Origin of the sequence: Leucobacter allii, from assembly GCF_022919155.1 — a bacterium.
Lineage (GTDB): Bacteria > Actinomycetota > Actinomycetes > Actinomycetales > Microbacteriaceae > Leucobacter > Leucobacter allii.
Map to the genome: position 1 here is coordinate 674,473 of NZ_CP095045.1, position 24,338 is coordinate 698,810.

The 24,338-nt window shown below is 65.2% G+C and carries 29 protein-coding genes; 18 read left to right on the forward strand and 11 right to left on the reverse strand.

The window, feature by feature from the left end; genetic code table 11:
- Nucleotides 1-35: 35 nt before the first annotated feature.
- Nucleotides 36-1,535, forward strand: coding sequence for a hypothetical protein (locus MUN78_RS02930; protein WP_244728685.1), 1,500 nt, complete (start codon nt 36-38; stop codon nt 1,533-1,535).
- A gap of 86 nt (nt 1,536-1,621) precedes the next feature.
- Here the strand turns inward: MUN78_RS02930 and MUN78_RS02935 are convergent, their stop codons facing one another.
- Nucleotides 1,622-2,155, reverse strand: coding sequence for a hypothetical protein (locus MUN78_RS02935; RefSeq protein WP_244728686.1), 534 nt, complete (start codon nt 2,153-2,155; stop codon nt 1,622-1,624).
- Nucleotides 2,152-2,589, reverse strand: a complete 438-nt coding sequence (locus tag MUN78_RS02940; RefSeq protein WP_244728687.1) for a hypothetical protein — start codon at nt 2,587-2,589, stop codon at nt 2,152-2,154. Before MUN78_RS02940 ends, MUN78_RS02935 begins: the two co-directional genes overlap by 4 nt.
- Nucleotides 2,590-2,984: 395 nt before the next feature.
- Between MUN78_RS02940 and MUN78_RS02945 the strand changes: the two genes are divergently transcribed.
- Nucleotides 2,985-3,857 (forward strand): hypothetical protein, encoded by an 873-nt coding sequence (locus MUN78_RS02945; protein ID WP_244728688.1) that lies wholly within the window; start codon nt 2,985-2,987, stop codon nt 3,855-3,857.
- Between the two features lie 37 nt (nt 3,858-3,894).
- On the opposite strand, the gene soxR is transcribed toward MUN78_RS02945, so the two are convergent.
- Nucleotides 3,895-4,344: a redox-sensitive transcriptional activator SoxR gene (soxR, locus tag MUN78_RS02950; protein WP_244728689.1), complete on the reverse strand. Its 450-nt coding sequence runs from the start codon at nt 4,342-4,344 to the stop codon at nt 3,895-3,897.
- 122 nt (nt 4,345-4,466) lie between these two features.
- Here soxR and fdxA point away from each other — a divergent pair, with 122 nt between their 5' ends.
- The 5 genes from fdxA (at nt 4,467) to MUN78_RS02975 (ending at nt 7,860) form a co-directional block, all read left to right on the forward strand.
- Complete coding sequence (fdxA, locus tag MUN78_RS02955; protein ID WP_244728690.1) at nt 4,467-4,793, forward strand: ferredoxin; 327 nt, start codon at nt 4,467-4,469, stop codon at nt 4,791-4,793.
- On the forward strand, nt 4,790-6,160 hold the full coding sequence (locus MUN78_RS02960) for an FAD-dependent oxidoreductase (protein WP_244728691.1): 1,371 nt from the start codon (nt 4,790-4,792) through the stop codon (nt 6,158-6,160). Before fdxA ends, MUN78_RS02960 begins: the two co-directional genes overlap by 4 nt.
- Nucleotides 6,157-6,666, forward strand: coding sequence for a flavin reductase family protein (locus MUN78_RS02965; protein ID WP_244728692.1), 510 nt, complete (start codon nt 6,157-6,159; stop codon nt 6,664-6,666). Before MUN78_RS02960 ends, MUN78_RS02965 begins: the two co-directional genes overlap by 4 nt.
- Nucleotides 6,667-6,689: 23 nt before the next feature.
- Nucleotides 6,690-7,319, forward strand: a complete 630-nt coding sequence (locus MUN78_RS02970; protein WP_244728693.1) for a superoxide dismutase — start codon at nt 6,690-6,692, stop codon at nt 7,317-7,319.
- A 379-nt stretch (nt 7,320-7,698) separates the two neighbouring features.
- Nucleotides 7,699-7,860: a hypothetical protein gene (locus MUN78_RS02975; protein WP_244728695.1), complete on the forward strand. Its 162-nt coding sequence runs from the start codon at nt 7,699-7,701 to the stop codon at nt 7,858-7,860.
- Here MUN78_RS02975 and MUN78_RS02980 read toward each other — a convergent pair.
- From MUN78_RS02980 to MUN78_RS03005, 6 genes are all read right to left on the reverse strand, one after another.
- On the reverse strand, nt 7,857-8,393 hold the full coding sequence (locus MUN78_RS02980) for an Imm44 family immunity protein (RefSeq protein WP_244728697.1): 537 nt from the start codon (nt 8,391-8,393) through the stop codon (nt 7,857-7,859). The genes MUN78_RS02975 and MUN78_RS02980 overlap by 4 nt on opposite strands.
- A 50-nt stretch (nt 8,394-8,443) precedes the next feature.
- A complete protein-coding gene (locus MUN78_RS02985) occupies nt 8,444-8,971 on the reverse strand; it encodes a hypothetical protein (RefSeq protein ID WP_244728699.1) in 528 nt (175 codons plus the stop codon).
- 38 nt (nt 8,972-9,009) lie between these two features.
- Nucleotides 9,010-9,240, reverse strand: coding sequence for a hypothetical protein (locus tag MUN78_RS02990; protein WP_244728700.1), 231 nt, complete (start codon nt 9,238-9,240; stop codon nt 9,010-9,012).
- A 41-nt stretch (nt 9,241-9,281) separates the two neighbouring features.
- The gene (locus MUN78_RS02995; RefSeq protein ID WP_244728702.1) at nt 9,282-9,506 is read right to left on the reverse strand and encodes a hypothetical protein; all 225 of its coding nucleotides are present in this window, start codon (nt 9,504-9,506) and stop codon (nt 9,282-9,284) included.
- Nucleotides 9,507-9,644: 138 nt separating this feature from the next.
- A complete protein-coding gene (locus MUN78_RS03000; RefSeq protein WP_244728703.1) occupies nt 9,645-10,106 on the reverse strand; it encodes a GNAT family N-acetyltransferase in 462 nt (153 codons plus the stop codon).
- A gap of 61 nt (nt 10,107-10,167) precedes the next feature.
- Nucleotides 10,168-10,428: a benzoate/H(+) symporter BenE family transporter gene (locus MUN78_RS03005; RefSeq protein WP_244728705.1), complete on the reverse strand. Its 261-nt coding sequence runs from the start codon at nt 10,426-10,428 to the stop codon at nt 10,168-10,170.
- 131 nt (nt 10,429-10,559) lie between these two features.
- On the opposite strand from MUN78_RS03005, the gene MUN78_RS16795 reads away from it, so the two are divergent.
- Together MUN78_RS16795 and MUN78_RS03010 are read left to right on the forward strand one after the other, a co-directional pair.
- The gene (locus tag MUN78_RS16795; RefSeq protein WP_429952317.1) at nt 10,560-10,982 is read left to right on the forward strand and encodes a GntR family transcriptional regulator; all 423 of its coding nucleotides are present in this window, start codon (nt 10,560-10,562) and stop codon (nt 10,980-10,982) included.
- Nucleotides 10,916-11,878 carry an aminotransferase-like domain-containing protein gene (locus tag MUN78_RS03010; protein ID WP_244730001.1) on the forward strand — a complete coding sequence of 321 codons (963 nt, stop codon included), beginning with the start codon at nt 10,916-10,918 and terminating at the stop codon, nt 11,876-11,878. Before MUN78_RS16795 ends, MUN78_RS03010 begins: the two co-directional genes overlap by 67 nt.
- 1,172 nt (nt 11,879-13,050) lie before the next feature.
- Here MUN78_RS03010 and MUN78_RS03015 read toward each other — a convergent pair.
- Together MUN78_RS03015 and MUN78_RS03020 are read right to left on the reverse strand one after the other, a co-directional pair.
- On the reverse strand, nt 13,051-13,461 hold the full coding sequence (locus MUN78_RS03015; RefSeq protein ID WP_244728707.1) for a phage holin family protein: 411 nt from the start codon (nt 13,459-13,461) through the stop codon (nt 13,051-13,053).
- Nucleotides 13,462-13,507: 46 nt separating this feature from the next.
- Entirely contained in the window at nt 13,508-14,983 is a 1,476-nt protein-coding gene (locus tag MUN78_RS03020) for a LuxR family transcriptional regulator (RefSeq protein WP_244728709.1), read from the reverse strand.
- 108 nt (nt 14,984-15,091) lie between these two features.
- On the opposite strand from MUN78_RS03020, the gene MUN78_RS03025 reads away from it, so the two are divergent.
- The 9 genes from MUN78_RS03025 (at nt 15,092) to MUN78_RS03065 (ending at nt 24,200) form a co-directional block, all read left to right on the forward strand.
- Nucleotides 15,092-16,768, forward strand: coding sequence for a SulP family inorganic anion transporter (locus tag MUN78_RS03025; protein WP_244728711.1), 1,677 nt, complete (start codon nt 15,092-15,094; stop codon nt 16,766-16,768).
- Nucleotides 16,768-17,445 (forward strand): GAP family protein, encoded by a 678-nt coding sequence (locus tag MUN78_RS03030; protein WP_244728713.1) that lies wholly within the window; start codon nt 16,768-16,770, stop codon nt 17,443-17,445. Before MUN78_RS03025 ends, MUN78_RS03030 begins: the two co-directional genes overlap by 1 nt.
- Nucleotides 17,446-17,506: 61 nt before the next feature.
- Nucleotides 17,507-17,893, forward strand: coding sequence for a PLDc N-terminal domain-containing protein (locus MUN78_RS03035; protein ID WP_244728715.1), 387 nt, complete (start codon nt 17,507-17,509; stop codon nt 17,891-17,893).
- Nucleotides 17,890-18,114 (forward strand): DUF6325 family protein, encoded by a 225-nt coding sequence (locus MUN78_RS03040; RefSeq protein WP_244728717.1) that lies wholly within the window; start codon nt 17,890-17,892, stop codon nt 18,112-18,114. Before MUN78_RS03035 ends, MUN78_RS03040 begins: the two co-directional genes overlap by 4 nt.
- Before the next feature lies 1 nt (nt 18,115).
- Complete coding sequence (locus MUN78_RS03045; RefSeq protein WP_244728719.1) at nt 18,116-18,433, forward strand: SHOCT domain-containing protein; 318 nt, start codon at nt 18,116-18,118, stop codon at nt 18,431-18,433.
- 31 nt (nt 18,434-18,464) lie between these two features.
- Nucleotides 18,465-19,409 carry a DUF1214 domain-containing protein gene (locus MUN78_RS03050; protein WP_244728721.1) on the forward strand — a complete coding sequence of 315 codons (945 nt, stop codon included), beginning with the start codon at nt 18,465-18,467 and terminating at the stop codon, nt 19,407-19,409.
- A gap of 70 nt (nt 19,410-19,479) precedes the next feature.
- Entirely contained in the window at nt 19,480-20,844 is a 1,365-nt protein-coding gene (locus MUN78_RS03055) for a hypothetical protein (protein ID WP_244728723.1), read from the forward strand.
- Entirely contained in the window at nt 20,841-21,635 is a 795-nt protein-coding gene (locus MUN78_RS03060) for a tyrosine-protein phosphatase (protein ID WP_244728725.1), read from the forward strand. Before MUN78_RS03055 ends, MUN78_RS03060 begins: the two co-directional genes overlap by 4 nt.
- Before the next feature lie 351 nt (nt 21,636-21,986).
- Nucleotides 21,987-24,200, forward strand: coding sequence for an arylsulfatase (locus MUN78_RS03065; protein WP_244728726.1), 2,214 nt, complete (start codon nt 21,987-21,989; stop codon nt 24,198-24,200).
- Nucleotides 24,201-24,338 lie beyond the last annotated feature (138 nt).

Sequence of the window (24,338 nt, forward strand, 5' to 3'; positions counted from 1 at the left end):
AATCCGCAATGCCCGGTTGCGATATTCTGTGGCCCGTGGATCCCCGGCCCAACGAGATACCCGTTGACTTGCAGGAGCTTCACCTGCCGCTGCCGGAAGGCGCACCGCACCATTTCCCCACGGCCACAGTGCTGCTCGACGAAAGCGCTCTGCTCACCTCCTGGATGGAGGGCCGCGCAACGCATCGACTCGGAATCCTCGACCTGCGCACCGGACAGTGGCGCGTGCTTCCGGGGCTCCGCGGGATGCTGCGCGACGCGCTCGCCCTCTCCGATCACTGCGCGCTGATATTGACCGATCACGCTTTGACCGAGATCGACCCGACCGCACCGGAGGTCACGCGCCGGCTGACCACGAAGATCGGCAAATACAACACTTACCTCCGTCGCGATGGAGATGACGTCGTCGCGGTCGGGAACTCCGCCGCTGCCATGGAATCGTTGGTTTCCCTGTCGGCGATGACCATGCTGAAGCGGAGGCTCCGAAGCTCGCATCCGCAGGACCCGATCCCGGCCGAGGCAGTACGGAAAGGCGCTGCGCGCGTCCTGCATCACGGATCAGGGCTGCTGGTCGCCGCCACCCAGGCTCGCGAATCGGCGCCCCAGCGCCTCCTCGTCCTCTCTGCGGAGGATCTCTCGGAGATCACCTCCGTTGACTTCCCGCTCGGTCTGAACAGTGCGCACGTCGTTGGCGACGGGGTGATCGTCGCAGGGCCGGACGCCGGACGCTCCCGCAGCTTTACAGCGATAGCGCGGTTGATTCCGTGTGTCTCCGATGCGCAGGCTCTCCCACTCACCGCGCTGGTGCACACAGCGAACGAATCGGCTGCGGAACTTCTCCAGCAGGGTGCCCGCCGGAATCCGCCGCGCACCGTCTATCGTGACCTCCGGCTCGAACCGGGCGACGAACTGGCTGATGCGACCGGTCGTCGCCTCACCCTGGAGAACTGCGTCGCCGCCCGATCTGCACTTTGCCATGAGCGTCCCCGGATCTCTCGCGTGCATGTCACCGACCTTGAGCTGCAGTCCAGTTCGCTCAACGGCGCCGTCCTCGAAGACGTCACCGTCGACGGGCTGCGGTGCTCGAATGGCTCCGGGTTCCTCTTCGGCTGCGAGCTCCGCCGTGTCACCCTAAAAGGTCGCGTACGGGGACTGATCCTCAACCCGACTCTCGACGGCCCCGACCCGGAGACGACTGCCCGTTACGCGCAGTGGCGGCGCGAACGCATGCAGGACTCGGAATGGATGCTCGACCTCACTGATGCCACGGGTGACATCACCATCCGCGGTTACCCGTCACGGTTCATTCGCCGCAACCCCGAACTCCAGGCCGTCGTCACTGCCGAGGCCGCCCACGCTTTTGACTGGCGTGCGGTAGATCCAGGACGCTCTTCGCTCAGGGTCGCGCTTTACGAACTCGTCCGATCCGATTGGGAGGACGTGACTCTCATCGCCGACACCCACAGCGCGCACGCCAGCGACGATCTTCGCTACATCCAGAGACTGCGAGCGCTGGGCATCGCCAGCCCGGACTAGCTGCGGCCCCACGCAGCTCGGCCTTTCACACATCCCTACGGCCGAGCGCCTCAAAACGGCGATCTGCCGACGATCGCCATGCAATCTCAGAGTCTGAACGACGGCAGAGGTTCAATGTCGTAACCCTGGGCGTCGAACAACGTGCGCGCCCGCGCACGGATGAGAGGCAACGCTTCGGAGAGGCTCCCGCCGAGGAGGTGGAGCGAATTGAGCGAGCAAGATTCCCAGACCGCGAACTCTCCATCCGGGGTGCGCGATGCGGTGTCCCATAGCAGGGCGTCACCGTTCTCGCTCCACCCGAACACTCGCAGGGACATCGGACGCGACCAAGCGGCATCGGGCTCGACCATCCAATCGAACTCTTCCTGTTGTCCCTCCCGATAGACGGCATGAAAATGAGCGGTGAGGTTCTTTCCGCGCCCCTGCAGGCCGTCGGCGAAGCCGGGAAGAACGGGTGGGTAGATCAACCAGAGACCGAAGAGGCGAGCCCAACCCGCATGTCGGATGAACGCACGATACGACTTGGGAAACCCCGCTCCGTCCTGAAAACGGTACGAATCGAGCAACTCCAGATCGACGTGTTCCAGAGTCGGTCGACCGTTCACCGTCAACTGCTTCACGCCTCGACCGTGACTTCCATCACCGACCCGCTGGCATCGAACCGAACGGCGGGCCAATGCCCGTGCATGAAGTGCTGACCGCACGAATCGTCGAAGTGCAAGAGCACGTCTCCTCCAGGCTGGACCTCCACGCTGCTCAGTACGAGGTCGCTCTCGGCCTCGTCCAGTTCCGCCGACTCAGGTTCGCTTTCGCTGAAACGCCGGACGATGGCGTCCGTCGCCCGGCGATGCCATGCTGCTCGCTCCTCGAAGAACGCGGAGAGAACCGGTAAGAGCGCAGCAGCCTCAGCGGCATCGGACGTCCGGACCAGAAGTTCCGGCTCGACGTCTGCGGCGTACCAATTGTGAACGAGTACCTCACCGTCGGTCAGGGTGGTCGTGGCACGTGTGAACACTCCCCACTCAGACGGGATGCGCGCGAACTCGTAAGGCATGTATCGATTCTACGAGACGGCAAGAGGGGCCCTGGCGTCCGCTGTGTGCCGCTCTCGAGAACATCAGCACATGGCGCGCGGATGCGAAACCGTGGTGGTGAAGGGTTCGCAGAAGAGGGCGATTGGTAGCTTGGAAACTGTCACCTATCCGTGCAGCAGTCCTCTTTCCCGTCTCAGTAAACTGTGATTACTGGGCCCTCACTCTCGCATACGTGTGAGGTTGTGTGAATCCCACTTGCACAGATCGGGCCAGGCAGATGGGAGCCGGGATGCGTGAGCGAATGTCCAAGAGGCGAGGGAGTCGCTCTGCCTCGGTCGGGTTGGCTCTTGCGCTCACCGGTGCGCTGCTTCTCAGCGGTTGCACGACCGAACCTGAACCTGCCTCTGATTCCACGGTGACGTCGTCAGATGAGCTGAGCGAACAGACCAATGCGTTGCGGGAAACGCTCGAGAATTTCGACGGCATCGCCGAAGTCACGCAGGAAATTGGTGGCCTCGACTACACGCTCGAACTCGCGATCGAAGACCCCGCCCTGGCCGACCAAGCAACTCGTGATGCGCTGGACGCGTTTCACGAGTCGGGCGTGCCGAAGGCACTTGCGGAGAAGGCGGCCAATTACGAGGCGGAACCCCGGGTGACCCTCAGCATCGTGGAGCCTGGGACATCGGGCAACGGCCCGCATCTTGATCTGCCGATATCGACAGATCTCTCGACGGACACGATTGCTACGGCTGCGGTGACCTGGGTAACGATGAGCGCGATCGAGGGGATCCGCCTCTACGCCGCAAGCTTTACGTCGTCGGGCTTCGCCATGGAGTGTGCGGTGGACTTCGAGGGACTTCTCGCGGGAGTGCGGCCCCCGGCGGCGATCGCGGAGCTCAACCAGATCCTCACCGACAATGGCTACGACCCGGCCGAGTCGAGCATCAAGCCTGCGATCAGCGCGCCTGAGGTGCTCAATTCCGTTGGTGGTGAAGAGAAGTCCGTCCGGGGCAGCCGATTTGTCAATGCGCACGATCCGGTTCAGGCGATCGCCGGGCCAAACTACGGCTCCGTGCTGTACTTCATCCCCGGCGACTACGAGGTCGACATGTACGTTCTTCCCAAGCTGGCGGAGGATGGCACCCTCTTGCCGCTCGACCTCACCGAGGAATCCGTGAGTGTCGCCCGCCAGGAGATTCAGGCCCAGTACTTGTACACCGCGTGGGAGCTGCGTGATGTGATCGTCTTCACTCAAGACGGCACCCAGGTGTTCGGCCCCCAATAGCGAGCGCTCAGTTGAATCATGTGCAGTGCCCGCCCCGTCATTCGGACAGGCGCCGCGGGCCGGCACCCTGGGTGCCGAGGGCGTCGTCGGGGTTGAGGAGACCGCAGGCCTTCATCGACAAGCAGCCGCAGCCGATACATCCGGTCAGTTCGCGCTCGAGACGCTCGATGCCCTCGCGGCGCTTCTCGAGCTCCCGCTTCCACCGCCGCGAGGCCTGCTGCCAGTCGGCATGACTCGGGGTCTCAGTGAGTGGCACGTCAGCGAACGCGGCCTGAACATCCGAGAGCGGGATCCCGAGACGTTTGGCCACCGTGACGAGTGAGACGCGGCGCAACATGTGCCGGGCATAGCGACGCTGATTGCCCGGCGTGCGGGTAGAGGCGATGAGACCAAGGGTCTCGTAGAAGTGCAGTGCGGATGCGGCGACCCCGGTGCGTCGGGTCATCTCGCCGATCGTCAGTGATTCGTCGGGTGCGTGCGGGCTCATAGACGTGTCCCTTCTCCTCGATTTGACCTCAAGTTTACTTGAGGTTTTACAGTTGTCGAGCGGCCTCAATCGAGGCCGGTCGGACCGAGCGAGGACAGCGTGACCCGAACGAAGACTCCGCGATGACGTACGTGATCGCTTTGCCATGCGTCGATGTGAAGGACAAAGCCTGCATCGACGAGTGCCCCGTCGACTGCATCTACGAGGGCGAACGATCTCTCTACATTCACCCGGACGAGTGCGTGGACTGCGGTGCCTGCGAGCCCGTGTGCCCCGTCGAGGCCATCTACTACCAAGATGACGTGCCCGATGAGTGGCAGGACTACTACAAGGCCAACATCGAGTTCTTCGATGAGATCGGCTCACCAGGAGGCGCCGCCAGAACCGGGATGCTCAATTTTGACCACCCCTTCATCGCCGCACTCCCGCCTCAGGAGGAATACGCATGACCGTCACCCAACCGCGGATCGCCATCGTCGGGGCAGGGCCGGCCGGCATCTACGCCGCCGACATCGTCCTCGGACTCGCGTCGTCAGCCTCGATCGACCTGTTCGAAAGGCTGCCGGCCCCCTACGGGCTGGTCCGCTACGGCGTCGCCCCCGATCATCCGCGGATCCGCAAGATCACCGACGCCCTGCATGATGTGCTCACGAACCCGCGCATCCGACTCCACTGCAATATTGAACTCGGCGTCGACGTGACGATCGAGGATCTGCGGGCGGCCTACGACGGGGTTATCGTGGCGACGGGAGCCGACCTCGATGTCCGTCTCGACATCCCCGGCATCGACCTCCCCGGATCCTTCGGCGCCGCCGACTTCGTCGCCTGGTACGACGGCCACCCGGATGTCGCGCGCACCTGGCCGCTTGAGGCCGAATCGGTTGCGGTGCTCGGGGCGGGCAACGTCGCGCTCGACGTCACCCGGATCCTCGCCAAGCACGCCTCGGCGCTCACCCACACCGACACGCCAGATCCCGTGCTCGATCAGCTCGCCGCAAGCCCCCTGCGCGACGTGCACCTGTTCGCCCGGCGCGGCCCGGCCGATGTGCGGTTCTCGGCGATGGAACTGCGTGAACTGGCCGAACAGGACGACGTCGACGTGATCGTCGACCCGGAAGAGCTCGCCCTAGATGCGCACGCCGAGCGCATGGTCGCTCAGTTCTCGCAGCGCCGCATCATCGTGCGCACGATGAGCGAGTGGGCCGCACGCGACCCAGCGAACCGGACGGCCTCACGCCGCATCCACCTGCACCTGCGGCAGCGGCCCGTTCGCCTGCTCGGCACGGACCGCGTGACCGGTGTCGAGATGGAGCGCACCGCATCCGACGAACTCGGCCGCATGGTCGGCACCGGCGAGCTGCTGCGCTACGACGTCGGAGCGGTCTACCGGGCCGTGGGTTACCGGTCGACACCGGTTCCGGGGATGCCATTCGATATGGAGCTCGGAGTGATCCCGCACGTCGAGGGCCGTGTCGTCGATGCGGCAGGTGCGCCGATCCCGCGGCTGTATGCGACCGGCTGGATCAAGCGCGGCCCGGTTGGGCTCATCGGCTCGACCAAGTCCGATGCGGCCCAGACCGTCCGCCACCTCGTCGACGATCTCGCTGACGCCGACGCCGACGCGAACCGTTCCCCGCGCGAAGCCGATCCGACCGCGCATCTCACGCACGCGATTGACTTCGACGGCTGGCTGCGCATCGATGCCGCCGAGCAGGCGGCGGGGGCGGAACGCGGGCGCGAGCGGACGAAGCTCGTGGACCGCGCGGAAATGCTTACACATGCTCAGCACGAACAGATGATGGAGACCATTCGATGACCGCAGTACCCGTGCCGACCACGGTCGGCGAAGCGCTCAAGGCGACCTTCCGCACGCACCCCGCCGGTGTGGCGATCATCACCGCAGCCTCCCCCGGAGGTCCGGTCGGCCTCACCGCGTCGAGCGTCGCCTCAGTGGCCGTCGATCCGGCCGCGATCGTCTTTTCCGTCACCCGGGCTACCGGATCGGCGGGCGCGATCCTCGGTGCCGACACCTTCGTCGTGCACCTCATCGACGACGCGCACTCCGAGCTCGCGCAGAGCTTCGCGACGAGCGGGGCCGAGCGGTTCACGGACGAGCAGGGGTGGTCGCAACTCGAGACGGGGGAGCCGCACCTCGCATCGGCGCGTGCGGCCCTGCGTTGCCGCGCACGGCAGACCGTCGCCGTTGGATCCTCGACGGTGGTCATTGCCGAGGTGCTCGAGGTGCTGACCGGGCCCCCAGGCCGCCCGGTCGTCTATTTTGACCGACGCTTCCACGCCCTTCCACACCACACCGACCACTGAACCACCATCGAAAGGAACACACCATGTCCACTCTGTACACGCTTCCCGAGCTGCCCTACGACTACTCGGCCCTCGAGCCGCACATCTCCGGCAAGATCATGGAGCTGCACCACTCCAAGCACCACCAGGCGTACGTGACCGGCGCGAACACCGCGCTCGAGCAGCTCGCCACGGCGCGCAGCGCGGGTGATCTCGTGAACGTCACCAAGCTCGAGAAGGACCTCGCGTTCAATCTGGGCGGTCACATCAATCACACCGTGTTCTGGCAGAACCTCTCGCCCGAGGGCGGCGGTGCTCCTGAAGGCGAACTGCAGGCCGCGCTCGTCGATGCGTTCGGGTCGATCGACGCCTTCCGCGCGCACTTCACCGCCACCGCACTGGGCGTGCAAGGGTCGGGATGGGCGGTGCTCGCCTGGGACAGCGTGGGATCGCGCCCGGTCATCTTCCAGCTCTTCGACCAGCAGGGCAATGCCCCGCTCGGCGTGACGCCGCTGCTGCAGCTCGACGTGTGGGAGCACGCCTACTACCTCGACTATCTCAACGTGCGCGCCGACTACGTCAAGGCATTCTGGGAGCTCGTGAACTGGCCCGATGTGCAGCGCCGTTTCGAGGCCGCCCGTGCCGGGACGCGGGGTCTCATCGTCGCGAACTGACCCGCCTCACGGTCGGGGGGGGCGTAGGGTGGGCGCGTGGCTGTGTTCCGGTAGCCCGCGTTGCCGGATCGCGGGGGTGGGGCGCGGTTGGGCGGTGCTCCGCCGTTAGGGATCGAGGCGCATCCGCTTCTGGAGACGCATCGGTAACGACTGACCCTCGCGGCGGGCTGTGCATCATGGACGGGCAGCCGCGAGGTGCCGGTGGTCTTGCGCGACGGCTGCAGCAATTGGAGACGAGGACGTCGTCGATGCGGACTTGGCGATGCCCGCGCTCGTCCACGAGCCCCCACCGCGCGGCGTGCGGGATGACCCGGGATGGCCGGGGCTGAGTGCGACAGCGCTGAGCCAACGGCCACACCCCGGGTCTACGCAGGCTCTCGTGAGAATCGACAACGTGCCCATGGTGATTCCGGTGCCGGACCAAGGGGAGGGCGAAGTGCAAGCCGACGCCGCGCGTGAAGCGTACACGCTGCGCTATGCACGTGCCGCGGCTGCGGGGCGTGCGGACGATCTGCCCTTGGGCCCGGAGGTCGCGGTCTAGCGGTTCACCGTCGTATCGGTGCGTGTGATCAGGTCTGCGTAAAGATCCTCCACTTCCCCGAGGGGAAGCCCCGTGTCGTTCGACACCTCAGCGAGTGCGTGCCCCGCGGAGAGGCGACGGGTGGCTCGCTGGCGTCTCCCGTTCACCCAGCCGATGGACTGCAGCAGTTCCTCCCCGGCTGTGCGGAGCAGGGACCGCTGCTCCGCAGTCCATGGTGCTGCGCGCGACGCGAATCCGCTTGTGAGTAGACCGCGGAGCTCTGAACCCATCAGCTCGCGCTGCTGATCGACGGTCGCTCCTCCGAGGCTTTCCTCTGGCACGCTGAGGTCGATGTCCAGGGCATCGCCGCGACGATCGAATCGCGTGAACGAGCGTCGATTCACCTCTGCGGGGAGCGAGCGTAGGCACAGCCCGAGTACGCCGTGGATGGACGGTGTCCGGCGAGCGAAAGTACCAGCCTGATCCTGGAGCTCTTGGGCGAGCACCTCCAGATCGCCCAGGCGGCCGATATCAGTCGTCACCTCTAAGCGCATTCCCTGAGCGTATACCCTCGTGTTGCAAGTGTCGCGCCCACGAAATCGAGTTAGGCCGGAGCGTCGCGGATACCGGTGGCACCGAACAGCAATCCGTCGACGACGTGGTCCCGTCGGGCTGGCCATGCAATGATGTGCCTCAGCAGATGCTCGAAGTGGGAGAAGACGACAACGGCCTCCTCGAATTCTGGCTCTGCTCCGTGGACGACTGCTCCGTCGTCTCGCACTGCGAGGTACTCGTATCCGCTGCGGACGGAGAGCAGGATGGGTAGGTGGCGCTTCCAGAAACGGGAGACCGCGGCCGCCTCGGCATCCGTCGTCGCAGCCAGGATGCTCAGTTGTTCGCACTCGTTCCACGCGAACGCATCCTCCGCGTCGGTCGAGTAGTCGGGGCGGGATAAGAACCACACGGTCTCGTCTGCATACGACAGCAGCGAGAACGAGGACACCCAGCGGATCACCGTTTCGGGTGCCGTGTGCAGCGCGGATGGAACATCGTCTCGCGTGGACAGTGGTGGCTCGTACACCCACCCGGATTCCTGCAAGCGTCCGGCGGCCGTTCGGAAGAGTTCCGTCATGCTCCTCAGGTTATCGAGCAGTTGCTCTAGGCAGACGGTCACGTGGTCGCGCCTGCGTTGGCCCATTCCAGTGTCGGCATCTTCGCCTCGATCGTATCGAGGCCGATGTTCCCGCATTCGGCCGGGGTGAGCCTGCGCAGCCGGGGGAGGGCATTGGTTGCGGCGAAGCCGGTGATCACCTTGCAGCACTGGATATTGACGATCTCGAGTCGCTGGAGAGCAGCAAACTCCGAGATGTGCCCCAGGGCGGTGGGATGCCTCAGCCGCACCGACTCCAACCGGGCACACGCGCTGATCCCGTCGAGACTCGTCAGCGCGCCCTGAGTCGGGAAGAGTGCACGTTCTCGATGCGGAAGGGGCGACCGACATGGAGCGTCTTCAGATTCGACACCACCACATCCGGCCGCAGCAGAGTCCGCCCGCTCACGTGCATCGAGAGCTCTTCCCGACTCCGGGGGGCTCCCTGCCGCAGCTGGGCGACGACGGTCGGGAGGATCCACCCGGGGCCGATGCTCAGGGATGTCAGGCTCGTCATCGCTGCGATGATTTCCGGGAGACGGTCGATCGGGCCGTCAGTGGGAGGCGAAAAGCGCACATCCGACCGCAGGGCCGTACCGAAACGAGTCACAAATGCTCCTCCTTCCGCTACGGCCCGATCGGTCGTCTCCTCTGCCTACGAAGTCGGCACTGCGTCGTAAACGATCCAGGTGGTGCGGGTTGCGAGGGTGTTGTAGAGCGCTTGGGCGGTGAGGTTGTCTTCAGCGGTCATCCACTGCACGAATGCGCGACCCTCGGCGTGCGCCATGTCGGTGAGTTTGCCGATGAGGGCGCGGCCGATACCCTTGCCCCGAGCCGCTGGTGCGGTGAAGAGGTCATCGAGGAAGATGCCGCTGGTCGCGGTATAGGGCGAGGCCATTCGCCGGTGATGCGCGAAGCCAAGGATCTCGCCATCGACTTCAGCGACGAGAGCGTTGCACTCGTGCTTCGGATCCATGAACCATCCCCAGGCGGTTGATACGACGTTTTCTGACTCCTCGAGCTTGTAGAAGATGCGATAGGCGCGGAACAGCTCGCGCCAGCGCTGCTCGTCGGCGGGTGCGAGGAAACGGATGGTTGGGGCGGTGGTTGATGCCATGAATGGCTCCTTTTCTGTGAGGGGTGGGTGACGCGTCGGAGAAGAGGGGAACCGCGAACCGCTACCGGGAAGGCACTGCCGTCCGTGGTGAAGCGGCCGCGTCGGTGCGAGGAGCCCCCAGGCGGACGGCGCCGACGCCGAGGAGCACGATGCCGGACAAGGTGACGGCGAGAGCGGAGTTCAGGAGCGCGATGGCGGCGATCACGGATACGGCTCTTGTCGAGATCGCCTGGAACCCGGCCGCGAGCACGCTACCGAAGGAACCCACGAGCAGGTACGCGATTCTGCCTGAGAGCCCGCCGATGTACCGCTTGGTTGCCACCGTGACGTGATGAGCGCCGAGTCGACGGTAACGCACTTGCCGCATTGCGAGTAACGTTATCTAATAGCTTCATGTCATACGATAACAGGTCATCGACGATAGCGGCGCGCCTTCGGCAGCAGATCGTGAACATGGCCCCGGGTGAGAAGCTCCCTGGCGTGCGGGAGTTGTCGAAGCAATACCAGGCGAGCGCTGCAACCGTCTCTGCTGCGCTCGCCGAGTTGAACGCGCTCGGGCTCGTGCGTGCCGAGCCCGGACGCGGCACGTTCGTGACGGCTCGTGAACGTCTGACTGAACCGGACTACGCCTGGCAGTCGCAAGCGCTCGGCCGGGCACGGGTAGACGCTGATCGGGCCTCCCGGCTCGGCGGCTACGGCACCCCGAGCATCTTCCGCTGTCCTGGGGGTACCTCGCGCCGGAGTTGGTGCCCGCCGAGGAACTGCAGCGGATCGGTGCGCGGGCGGCGAAGAGCAGCCGCGCTTGGGGCATGGCCTCTCCGGCGGGAGTGCCTGAACTCCGTCGGGTGCTCGCAGCGGAGTACCGTGCGGACGTGAACGACGTACTCGTGGTGTCAGGCGGGCAGCAGGGGCTCGTGTTCGTCATGCGCACCCTCGCCGAGCCAGGCGCGACACTCATCACCGAGAGCCCGAGCTATCCCGGAGCGATCCTCGCCGCCCAAAGCGCAGGTTTGGATATTGCTTCGGTGCCCTCCGATGAGCACGGCGTCATCATCGAACGCCTCGCCGACGAACTCGACCGCACGAAAGCCCGCCTGGTCTATCTGCAACCCAGCTACGCCAACCCGACCGGCGCCGTGCTGGCCCAAGAACGCCGCGCGCAAGTCATCGAACTCGCGGCACGTCACGGGGCGTTCGTTGTCGAGGATGACTGGGCGAGGCACCTCGGGTTCGAGGGCACCGCACCAGGCCCGCTCTTCACCGACGATCCCCACGGGCACGTCGTTACCGTCATGACGCTCTCGAAGCCCGTATCGCCGGGCCTGCGTCTCGGTGCAATCGTCGCCCGGGGCCCCGCCGGTGAGCGCCTGCGAGCATCGCGCACGGCGGATGACCTCTGCGTTGCGCCGCTCGTGCAGGAGATCGCCCTCTCGTTTCTGACCTCAAGCATCTGGCCTCGTCATCTGAAACGTCTTCGCAGTGAACTCACTGCACGCAGAGATGCCCTCATAGCCGCCTTGCACTCGATGCTGCCAGAGGTGCGGGTCGCAAGAGTTCCGAGGGGCGGCATTCACCTGTGGGCTAGGCTTCCGCACGGCACCGATACCCGGCAGTTCTGCGCCGCAGCAGACAGGGCCGGGGTGCTCGTCGGTGACGGCCGCCACTTCTTCGTCGATGAGGCCCCCGCACCCTTCCTGCGGTTCTCGTTCGGCGCTGCGACAGAGGCGCAGATCGTTGAGGGAATCAGAAGAATCGCTCTCCCTCCCGCCTGATGCGACGGTTCCGGCGCTGGGGTCGCGTCGTTCGCCGTCGAGCAGCTCCTGCGGGGGACGTGGTGTCGGTGGAACACCTGCAACATCCCATCGACATGCGCCGAGACCCAGCGAGCGGTGATTCGCCTGGACGCACCTACCCGGTCTGTTCGACTCTGAAGCCGGCGTCGGCGAGGTGGGCGGTGGCCGCGCCGGCGTACTGGCCCTGATCGCCGACGCGCATTATGCGGCGTTTACGGAGGCGATGGAGTTCATGGAACGCGAGGTCGCCGCGACCCGTGTCGGATCGACCGGCGCGGATGGGGAGCGATTGCGCAGGTTGAGACCGTCGGCATCGCGGCGGCCGTCCACGATCTGACTCCCGCGCTTGCGGCCCCCATCTGCGCAGGCGCGCTGTCGTGCGGAGCAGGGTGAAGACCGTGCTCGATGCGAAACGGCGAGCACGGAAGGATGGCCGGGATCGGAACCCGATCGGGGTGTTCGCCACGGCACCTGCAAGAGCTCGTGCTCCAGTTCACGTCGGAGCCTCTCTCGCTTCCGGCGGCCTCCGCAGGAGCGCGGGACGAGTCCGGGAGCGGGCCGCCGACGGCTCCCGTCTCGGCCCGGGCGGCGACTCGAGGAACGAACATAGTGGGCCACATAGTGACACGCTCGTGGGCGAGTTTCAGCGTGCCTTCATGCATCGGTCCCGCGGGACGCCGTGGAACGGTGCCCTGCTTGCTCTATCTGGGGTCCTGTGCGGCGCAAACGCTCCATTCCCTCCGACTGGCTCGTGGGGTCTGCGGGCAACTGGCTCGCGAGATTCGCGGCTTCGTCCAGTTGCCCGTGGTCGAAGTGCAGGTGGCCCGTGGGCTTCTCGATCGAGGCGGGCACGAGGACGCTCGGCAACGGGAGCCCCGCGCTCCTGGGCACGCTGAGAGGGGTCCGTACCCGCGTCAGTCTCGAGGTAGATGAAGTGCGTCGGTTTCACCGAGGCCACAGTCGCATCGTATGCGAGCCGGCACCGGGCCTCCCCCGAGCTTTCTCTCGGTATGTGCGAACGGCGTTTGGTGCATGCGGTGAACGAGCAGCCCTGCGGCAATATGGATGGCGTAGCGCTGCGCGCGGATCTGCGAACCCCCTGAACCTCCGGTCGTTCCGCTGAGCCATTTCATCGGACTGCGCAGACCCGACTATGCGATGCTTCGTGCGAGCTTGTAGGCCTTGCGTCTCATGAGTCGACGGTCGATGATCAGTCCCATGAATATCCATCCGCCGAGCGCGGTGATGAGCCAGACGATCACGGGGGCCAGAAGCCAAGTCGGCAGCCCGTGAAGTTTCAGGCCGCCCGGAGCCCAGGTCGCGATCCAGAGTGAGAGGCAGGTCGCGACGAGTCCGACGCCTCCCGCAAGCGAGGCGGCGTATCGTTGAGCGACGGAGAGCACAAACGGCCCGAGAACGGCGTGTGCGAGGGTGAACACCCCGAGCGCGATGAAGAAACCCGACAGGCTGAGTCCGACGTCTGGGAGCGCGACGTGGATTACGATGAGCGCGATCGCTCCGAGTACGAGTTGGATGAGGATATGGCAGAGGAATCTGATCATTCTTGGGCCTCGGGTCGAGAGTCGCCGGAGTAGGGAAGCGCGAGCGCTAATTCTGGTCGGCCATATGGACGGCGGCACGACGTGATACGACGCCGAGCTTGCGGTAGATCGATCGAATGTGAGATTTCACTGTCGGATAGGCGACGCCGAGGTGGGTTGCGATCTCTTCGGCCGTCATCGTGGTGCGCAGGCATGCCAGAACGTTCTGCTCCCGGTCGGTGAGAATACCGGCGACAGCAGTGCTGTGGAGGCCCCGCTTCTCGAGGACCGCGTGCAGAAAATCCTGGTGTTTCGAACCCCAGTGGGCGTGTGCGCCGAGCAGATCGCCGATGATCGGATCATCGGTGAGGAAGGGAGCGAGGACGCGTTCCGCCGTCGCGTGCTCGAGCGCATGCTCGAGTTGTTCGTGCGCCTGCTCGCCTCGTCCGGCCGCGGAGTGCAGCGCCGCCGATGTGACGAGAGTGCTGACACGGGCATATCTGGGCAACCCGGCCGCCGCGGCGAGACGGAACGCCTGACCCGACATGCCCGGCTCTCCGATCGCGCGATACAGCTCTGCGAGAACGGCATGAGCGACCGCGGCGCCGGTGCGGGTCAGTGCGGGAGCGGCGAGCGCCCGCGCTCGCTCGTCCTGGCCTTGCACGTGGGCGAGCCAGGCTGATGCGGCTCGGCGAAGCGTGTCCCACGGGATGCCGTGCTTGTCGGTCTTGCTGATGCCTTGGAGCAGGGCCGTAGCCGCGTAGTAGCGTTCCTCGCGTTTCAAGGCGACGATGCTCATCACGTAGTACAGCCGCGCGAGTGCTTCGAAGTTGTTGCCGGGGCTTTCCTCCACGACCATAGTTTCGAGTAATGCGGCGGCCACCTCGAAGTCACCGCGCCAGTAAGCGATGCACCCTCGGTTCGCAGCGGGGAGGCCGCCCTCGAAACGATCCCAGTCGGATTCCTCGGACCCCCGGGGCAGGGCGTCGAGGACCAGCTCGGCTTCGGAGAAGAGGCCCGCCTGGGTGAGAGCGAACGCGAGATTACCCAAGGCGAGTCGGCGGGTCTCGGCATGACCGTGCAGCTCCGCCTCTGCCACTGCGGAGCGCAGGATCGCGATGGCCCGGGCGAAGTCCCTGCGGAGTCTGACCTCCGTCCAGCCGAGCAGAAACAGCGCCGACGCGTAGTCGTCGTCGGGGCCGCACCGAGCGAGGGCATCGTGCGCGCGGTCGGCGGCTGCGGCTTTCGAAGCGGCATCCGGGGCGAGAAGGAGGTCCGTGAAACAGGCTACGAAGTCCTCGTCGGCGAGGCGGAGACCCTGTCCACGCAGGTACTGCGCACCGTAGGAGTCACCCGAGAGGTCGCGGCAGCAGGCTCGGATGAGCAGGATATGCGGGTCATGCGGATCGGGATAGATCACGCACAGTTGCTCGAGCTCACCGGTGTGAGACTCGATGATCAAGCGCAGCCAGTTCCTGCGCAGCAGAACGCCCGCAGCATCCGGCGTTGCTGAGGCCAGCGCCCCGCGAATGGCATTGATCATGGTTCAAAGGTAGTGGGGCCAAGCGCTCGGCGGATGGATCTCTCAGCTGCTCTCATCCCCAGAGGATGAGAGCGGCGTTTTCGAGTGCGGCAGTCGGAAATGCTTGCGATGATGAATCGTTTACTGCCCGGCCTGAGCCGCCGGAGTCTCTGTCGTGAGCTTCTCGCGGGAGTCACGTTGATTGCGATCGCGATTCCGATCAATATCGGGTACGCGCAGATCGCAGGGTTGCCGCCGACCGCCGGCTTGTACGCGCTCGTGCTGCCGACGATCGTGTGGGTATTCCTTACGTCGTCGCGGCAGCTCATCGCCTCGCCCGACGCATCGGCGGCCGCGCTGGTGGCGGCCTCCGTCGGTGGGCTCGCCGCCGCCGGCTCACAGAATTATGCCACGATGGCACTCGCCCAGGCCATCATCTGCGGAGTGCTGTTTCTCGCGATGGCGGTGCTCAAACTGGGGTTTCTCGCGAGCTTCCTCTCCCGCCCGATCCTGATCGGCTTCGTCGCCGGACTTGCCCTCGACGTGTTCGTCTCGCAGGTGGCGAAGATGCTCGGAGTCCACATCGACTCTGGGAACGGGTTCACCGAGAAGCTCGCTCAGACGTTCACGGGGCTCGGCACATTGAACCCGTGGTCCCTGATGATTTCGTCATGCGCGATCGCGATCCTGCTGCTCGGGCGTCGGCTCCTCCCCGTCGTGCCCTGGGCGCTCGTCGTACTGGTAGTCGCGACGGGCGCTGTCGCGGTCACCCACGCCGATGCCGCTGGGGTGAAGGTGCTGGGCGAGGTGCCCGCCGGCCCACCGGTACTGACCTGGCCGGTGATCGACTGGCAGCACTGGCTGGCGCTTGTGCCTTCGGCAATCGCGCTGACGATGGTCGCGACAGCCGAGGGACTGCTCGTGTCCCGTTCATACGGTGAGAAGCACCGTTACCCGACGAACGCGAACCGGGACCTGCTCGCGTTCGGCGCCGCCAACATCGCCGCCGGCGCGTCCGGTTCGTTCTCGGTCGGAGCATCGACGAGTCGGACCGCGGCGATGGATGAGACGGGATCACGCACTCAGTTGCCGTCGCTCATCCTGGCTGCGGGTACGATCCTGCTGTTGCTGTTCGGCACCGCGCTCCTCGCTGAGATCCCGTCTCCGGCAATCGGCGCGATCGTCGCCGTCGCCGTCCTTCCGCTCTTCGGGCTTGACGAGTTCCGCGAACTGTGGCGGTTGTCACGGTTCGAGTTCTGGATCGGGATTTCGTGCCTCGTGGCCACGGTACTGGTCGGCGCGATCGCAGGCATCGTGGTCGCATTCGTACTGGCACTCGTCAACCTTGCCCGTCGGGCGGCGAGCCCGGCGATCGACGTGCTCGCCGAGGACGACGACCCCGCCGCGTCCCTCCTGGATGGCGCCCCGAGCGGCACGGTGACGGCGGGCGGAGTGATCGTGGTACGGATGGCGGCACCGCTCTTCTTCGCGAACGGAGCGGTGTTCGCGAACGCTGTGCAGCACGCGATCGAAGCGGTGGGAAGCGATAGCGTGCACCACCTCGTCGTCGACATGGAGGCGATCACCGACGTCGATGTCACGGGCGCCGGAGCGTTCAGCGGGCTCAGGAGCTGGCTTTCGGGAGAACGCATCAGTCTCGCCTTCAGTCGTGTCAGGCCCGGTGAGCGCATTCGCCTCACCCGCTTCGACATCATTCGGGACGGCGATCCCGTCTATGACACGAACCGCGCCGCGGTCCAGTCCCTCAGGGCGTCGGCGAACCAGACACCTGAAGGGAGCCGATAGTGCTCGGCCAGATCATCGGGGAGATCCTGCCCCTCACCCTCGCAATCGCGATCAGTCCATTGTCGATCGTGGCGGTCATCCTTATGCTGCTCTCACCGAAAGCCCGGAGTACCGGACCCGGTTTTCTCATTGGCTGGGCGTTTGGCATCTCCGTACCGTCCGTGATCTTCGTGCTGATCGGCGGCGCGCTGCCGCCCCGAGCTGCCGACGACGCCCCCGACCTGGCGCGTGCGATCGTACAGTTCGTTCTTGCCGCCCTGCTGCTCCTACTCGCGGTGAAGCAGTGGGCGAGCCGCCCCGCACCCGGCGCGGATCCCATCCTCCCGAAATGGATGTCCGCGATCGACGCTTTCACCTTCGCGAAAGCGCTCGGGCTCGGTTTGCTGCTGTCCCTGCCTCGCCCGAAGACACTCCTCATGGCGGCAAGCGCCGGCATGACCATCGGTGGCGCAGGTCTGGCCATCGGACCCGCCGCGATCGCGACGACTGTGTTCATTCTCTGCGCGATCTCCACGGTTCTCGTCCCGGTCATGGCGTACCTCCTCGCGACCGATCGCCTGCGCAGACCGCTGGAAGCCCTCCATGCATGGCTCGCCCGCGAGAACGCAGTGATCACATCGGTGCTGCTCCTCGTCATCGGCGTGCTCATGCTCGGTAAGGGCATCGGCTCCCTCTGATTTCTTCATCCCCCCACGCGCACCAGATAGGCGCGTGTCCCTCACAGAAAAGGAACCCACTATGAACTTCTGGAACGAACTCTGGCAGCTTCTCGTCTGGATGCTCTGGGCTGTCGTGTTCATCGGTTACTTGTTCGCGCTATTCGCGATCATCGGCGACCTGTTTCGCGACCGCAAACTGAACGGCTGGTGGAAGGCCCTCTGGATCATCCTCCTGGTGTTTCTGCCCTTCCTCACCGCGCTCGTCTATGTCATCGCTCGCGGCGACGGTATGGCTGAGCGCAACGATCGAGCTGTGCGCGACGCGGAAACTGCCGCGCAGACCTATATTCGCGGCGTCGCAGGCAAGAGCCCAGCAGAGGAGATCGCTGCCGCGTCCGCGCTGTTCGAAGCCGGCTCCATCAGCCAGAACGAGTTCGATCGGCTGAAGGCGAAGGCGCTTGCATGAGCCACGCGATGACGGGCGGCGCGCGATTCGGGCCGGTCCACCTGTACCTGCTCGGGCTTCCGTCCGCGCAACCGGATCCGGCCGCGGTCGAACTCGTGTACCAGCGCGACCTCGCTGAGAAGACGGCGGCGTCTGGTGCCGAACTGCTTGCGTACGAGCAGATCCCGGGACCGGTCGTGCACGCACTGCTCGACACGATCGTCGCGGAAACGGGGTGTTGAGATGCCGCTCGTTCCGAGAAGAGGTCGTCCCGGCCTGCTGGGGCTTGCCGCTCGCGCCGCGGTCGTCGCCGGCACCGCCACCACGGTCACCCGCGGCATCGCGGCCCACCAGCGGAAGACGGCCCGAGCACCGTTCGAGGCGGCCCAGTACGAGGCCGCGCAACAGCAGATGGCCCCGAAGCCCGAGCAGGCGCAGGCTGTTCCGGCAGCGCCTTGCGGAGAACGAATGACCGAGTTTCGGAAGCTCGGCGACCTCAAGACGCAGGGTGTGCTGAGCGATGCCGAGTTCGAGACCGCGAAGGCCCGGCTGCTCCAGTAAGCCGCCAGGCATATCCCACGAAAGGAACCAAATGACGACCGCGATCCCCGTCAACGTCCAGAACTTCACGCGGGCCGAGAGCGACCTCATGTTCGCCCGTCTCGCCGGGCCCTGCGGCGTCGGAAGGTGGAACCACACCTTCGAACCGACCCCGCTCGACAACCAGCCGGTAATCCGCCAGAACCGCGACACGCTCTACAGCACGACGATCCTCGACGTGCGTGACGGGGTGACGCTCACGCTTCCGGAGACGGAGGGACGGTACATCTCAGCGTTCGTGGTCAATCAGGACCACCACGGGCAAGCGATCCTGAAGGAACCAGGCGATCACCTGATCACGCGCAAAACAGTGGGTACCGATTTCGCCGGGGTAATCGTGCGCATCTTGGTGGATCCCGCCGATGATGCTGACATAGCCGAAGTGAACCGATTGCAGCGTGAACTGCGCCTGACCGGTGGTGGTGCCGGCACCTATCCGCTGCCCGACTACGACAAGGCTTCGCATACCGAGACTCGGGAAGCGATCCTCGCACTCGCGAAAGGCGTGAGCAAATACGACCATGCGTTCGGCGCCCGTGACGAGGTCGACCCGATTCTGCACTTGCTCGGCACTGCTTCCGGATGGGGCGGTCTGCCCGAGTACGAGGCGACCTACATCAGCGTCAACGAGGATCTCCCCGTCGATGAGTACCGACTGCAGTTGAAGGATATCCCGGTCGATGCGTTCTGGTCGGTCTCGCTCTACAACGCAGCCGGCTACTTTGAAGAGAACTCACTCGGGGTAAACAGCATCAACAGCCTCACCGCCACTCCGGATGAGGATGGCGGCGTCACGATCCGATTCGGCGTGCAGGTCGATGGCATACCGAACGCGATCCCGATCATGCCCGGCTGGAACTACGTGCTGCGCCTCTATCGTCCGCATTCCTCAGTGCTCGACGGCACCTGGAAGGCACCTCGCCCCGAGGTGATCTGACCCGGGAGGGACGGGGTGTCGGCCCCGTCCCTCAGATCGTCCACCCAACACCGACACCGGAGGGAACCACATGGCACAGTCCGATGCGGACCTGCTCGCGACTGAGATCGCGGAGCTCAAAGCGGACAACGCCGCGCTTGCTCGCGAACTGGAACAGCAGCGAGCGTGCGGCGACGCCGGGCCCCGGAAGCGAGGAGCACGGCCACGCCGCCTCGCCCGGGGCGCCCTCGCGACCGCACTGATCCTGGTCGGGGCGGTCCTTGCGCCGGTCGCCGTCGTATCGACGTGGGCCCATCATCAACTCACCGACACTTCGTTCTTCGTCGACACGTTTGCGCCGCTGTCTCATGAGCCGGCGGTGCAGGACCTGGTCGCGGCCGAGGTGATTGCTGCGATCGAGTCCGAGGTCGATATCGACCAGATCGCCGACGATCTTTTCGCGGGGCTCGGCAGCTTGGAGCTTGGCCCGCGGGCCGTCGAGGCACTTGACCTTCTTGAGGCCCCAGCCGTTGCGGGTGTCAAGAGCTTGATGCGGAACACGATTCACGAGTTCGTCGCCTCCGACGCATTCTCGGTGATCTGGCGGGATGCACTCGAAGTCACGCACCGGCAACTCGTGAATACTGCCGCCGGTACGGAGGACGCCGCGATCACCATCGGGCAGAATCAGCAGCTCCAACTCGAACTCGGGCCGGTCCTCCAGGCCGTGAAGACGGAACTCGTCGCGGACGGGATCCCTCTGGCCGAGCACATTCCCGTGATCGACCGTTCGATCGTGCTCGCCGAGGATACCTCCATCGACCTGTACCTCACGGTGTACCAAATGGTCGTCGCGACGGGCATTTGGCTTCCTTGGATCATGCTACTCATGCTCACCGCCGGGGTGCTGATCGCCCCCAGGCGTACGCTCGCGCTCGCCTGGGCGTCTGGCGGGGTGCTGCTGGCGATGGTGCTCACCGGCAACGGCCTCGATATCGGCACGGATGTCTTCGCCCTGGCGGTAGCACACACCGTGCCGCACGACGCGGCGGTCGTGCTCTACGACGGCGTGCTCGGCTTCGTCTCGGACCTGCTCGTCGCGCTCGGCACCGTCGCCGCGGTAGTACTTGCGGTCACGCTGATCGCCGGACCCTGGCCGTGGGCCAGAACGCTGCGCGGTCTCGTGCTCGGGCTGATTGCGGATCGCAGGCGAGGGATGGAGCGGCGCGGCATCACCACCGGGGCATTCGGCGAGCGTCTGGCACACTGGCGCAGGCCGCTGCGATTCGGTGTCGGTGCCGCGTGCGCAGCGTTCGTGCTCCTCGTCAGACCGTTGACGCCGGCGATGACGCTCTGGCTCACCTTTCTCAGTGTCGCTGCAGTTCTTACCCTGGAACTGCTGTCCCGGCCGGCCGGCGAAACACCGCACGCAGAACTTCTGGAGACTCGCACATGAACGATGCACACAAGCGGACCATCGCCCTCGAGAGCGCACCGAACCTGCGCGATCTCGGCGGACTGGCGAGTGAGGTCGGCGAGGTGAAGCGAGGCGTGCTGTTCCGGTCGGCGACACTCTCGGCGCTGACCGACGCTGATCGGGGCCGCTTCGCCACGCTCGGCATTCGCACGGTCTACGATCTCCGGACCGCGGCCGAAGCGGCCACATCACCGGACCGGCTCCCCGCAGGAACCGTCGCGATCCCCCTCGACGTGCTCGCAGACAGTTCGGAGAGCATCGCGGCGAACGTCGGACAGCTCACCACCGCCCCACAGGCATTCGTCGCGTCACTCGGCGACGGGCGGGCCGAGCGCCTGTTCGAGGACACGTACCGTGACTTCGTGCGAATGCCCTCGGCGCTCGGCGCCTATCGGGCGTTCTATCTGAACCTCCTCGATGAGGCGCGTCAGGGAGCCGCATTGTTTCACTGCACCACCGGTAAAGACCGCACCGGGTGGGCCGCCGCATCGCTCCTCACGCTACTCGGCGTCGGGGAGACCGAGGTGTACGAGGATTACTTGCAGACGAACATCGATCTGCTGCCCGCTCTCGAACCCGTGCTGCAGCAGGCCGAGTCCCATGGTGTCGGACGAGCAGCGCTGATGCCGGTGCTCGGCGTCCGAGAAAGCTATCTCGCGGCTTCGTTCGAGCAGATGCGCGAACAGTTCGGCAGCATCCACGGGTACGCGATGGAGGGGCTGGGGCTGGGGAGTGCCGATCTTCGACGCCTGCGCGTCCTCTTCACCTAGCAGTCAGCTCTCCCTGCAACCCGGTTGCTGGCTGCCCCTCGCGGGCGGCGGCCGCGTTCGAGCAGTGCGAGTCACTCATCGCGCTGTGCCCGGCAGCGTTCCCAGCCAGAGACGAGGGAGAAGCCCGGCGTCTGGTTGTTTGCTCGTGCGTGAGTGATGATCGGGCTCTCATCCGTAGAGGATGAGGCGTCGGCGTCGATGTCGAACCGACTCATAGCGTGGGCATGACTTGGCATCACGAGTACGAGAAGGACGTGCAGCATGTACCCGCAAGACGCTCTCCCGTTTCCTCCGACACCTTCTGCGAGCATCGCCGGACGTACGATGCAAGAGTCGGAATACCATCGGCGAGTGAAACCGTCCAGGTTGCCGGACGATGCTCCGAACATTCTGGTGGTGCTCATCGATGACGCCGGTCCCGGGCTTCCGGATACATTCGGGGGCGAGGTGAAGACCGATACCCTTTCGCGCGTGCTCGGCGAGGGTATCGGCTTCAATCGTTTCCATACCACTGCGATGTGCTCGCCCACTCGCGCGTCGCTGCTCACCGGCCGCAACCATCACCGCATTGGGAATGCGCAGATCACTGAGCTCGCGAATGACTGGGACGGGTACGCCGGTGAGATCCCGAAGTCGAGTGCGCTGGCACCGGAGGTGCTGAGAGACTATGGCTACGCAACCTCGGCCTTCGGGAAGTGGCACAATACGCCCACGATCGAAACCGGGGCTGCAGGTCCATTCCACAATTGGCCGACGAACATCGGTTTCGAGTACTTCTACGGCTTCCTCGCTGGCGAGGCGTCGCAGTACGAGCCCAACCTGGTGCGGAACACGACAAGCGTGCTGCCACCGAAGACGCCGGAGGACGGGTACCACCTCAGCGAAGATCTCGCCGACGATGCGATCGATTGGCTGCGCAACCATCAGGCGTACCACCCTGACAAGCCGTTCTTCATGTATTGGGCGACCGGATGCATGCACGGCCCTCACCACATCATGAAGGAGTGGGCCGATAACTATGCCGGCCGGTTCGACGGAGGCTGGGACGAGTACCGGGAGCTCGTGTTCGAGCGGGCGAAGGAGAAGGGATGGATCCCCGGCACCGCCGAACTCACCGAGCGCGACCCGCGCATGCCCGCCTGGAAGGACATCCCCGAGGACGAACGCGCCTTCCAGGCCCGGCTGATGGAAGTCGCAGCGGGATTTGCCGAGCACGCCGATGTGCAGGCCGGCCGTTTGATCGATGAGATCGAGCGCCTCGGACATGGGGCGAACACGCTGATCCTCTACATCTGGGGCGACAATGGCTCATCTGGCGAAGGACAGAACGGCACGATCAGCGAGTTGCTGGCGCAGAATGGGATTCCTTCGACCACCTCGCAGCACATCGAGGCGTTGCACGAACTCGGCGGGCTCGACGCTCTGGGGTCGGTGAAGGTCGACAATCTCTATCACGCGGGGTGGGCCTGGGCGGGCAGCACACCGTACAAGGGGATGAAGCTGCTCGCTTCGCATCTCGGCGGTACTCGCAACCCGATGGCGGTGCGTTGGCCGCAGGAGATCGTCCCCGACACCACGCCGAGGCCTCAGTTCGTGCACTGCACCGACCTGGTGCCGACGATCTACGACCTGCTCGGAATCACCCCTCCCCGGGTGGTGAACGGCGTGCATCAGGACCCCATCGACGGTTCGAGCTTCGCCGAGATGCTCACGAATCCTGAAGCGGAAGAGACGCACAAGACGCAGTACTTCGAGATCATGGGAAGCCGCGCGATCTATCACGACGGCTGGATGGCTTCGGCCTTCGGTCCACGGGCGCCCTGGGTTCCCGGGGTTCCCGCAGGGATCACCGAATGGACTCCCGACCACGACACCTGGGAGCTGTACCACCTCGCCGAAGACTGGACTCAGGCGCACGATCTCGCGGAACGGTATCCCGAGAAGCTGCTGCAGATGAAGGAGATGTTCGCGATCGAAGCCGCGAAGAACAGCGTCTTCCCGGTGGGCGGGGCGCTCTGGGTGCCCATCTACCATCCCGAGGACATGATCTCGACCCCTTATCGAAGTTGGAACTTCACCGGCGATCTGCGCCGCATGCCCGAACCTATCGCTCCGCGTCTCGGGTTCCGAGCAAACAGAGTGACCATTAATGCGGCGATCCCGGAGAACGCGAGCGGGGTGCTGTACGCGTTGGGGGGAGTTGGAGGTGGGCTGACCTGCTACCTGGACGACGGCTATCTCTGCTACGAGTACAACCTGTTCATCATCGACCGCACCAAGATTCGCACAACCGCGCGGTTGGGCGCAGGGAATGCCGAGATCGTCGTCGAAACCCAGCCCGTCAGTACCGCTCCCGGCGGTCCGCTGACCGTCACCCTCACCGTGAATGGCGCCGAGGTGGCGAGTGATACCGTGCCGGTGAGCGCGCCTGGACTGTTCAGCGCCAACGACTGCCTCGATATTGGTACGTGCCTCGGAGGGGCGGTGTCGAACGACTACGCCGACCGGGCGCCGTTCCCGTTCACGGGCATGATCGAGTCGGTAAACGTCACCTACACGAGTTGAGGGAACGATACCGGCAGCCCCGGCCGATTCGAAGGCCGGGGCCGTCGGTGGTCTGAAAGAAGACACGCATGCGCGACTCCCAGACATCCACAGACCGGCGCTGCAATTGCGCCCCTTCCCGCATGCCGGACGGCATCG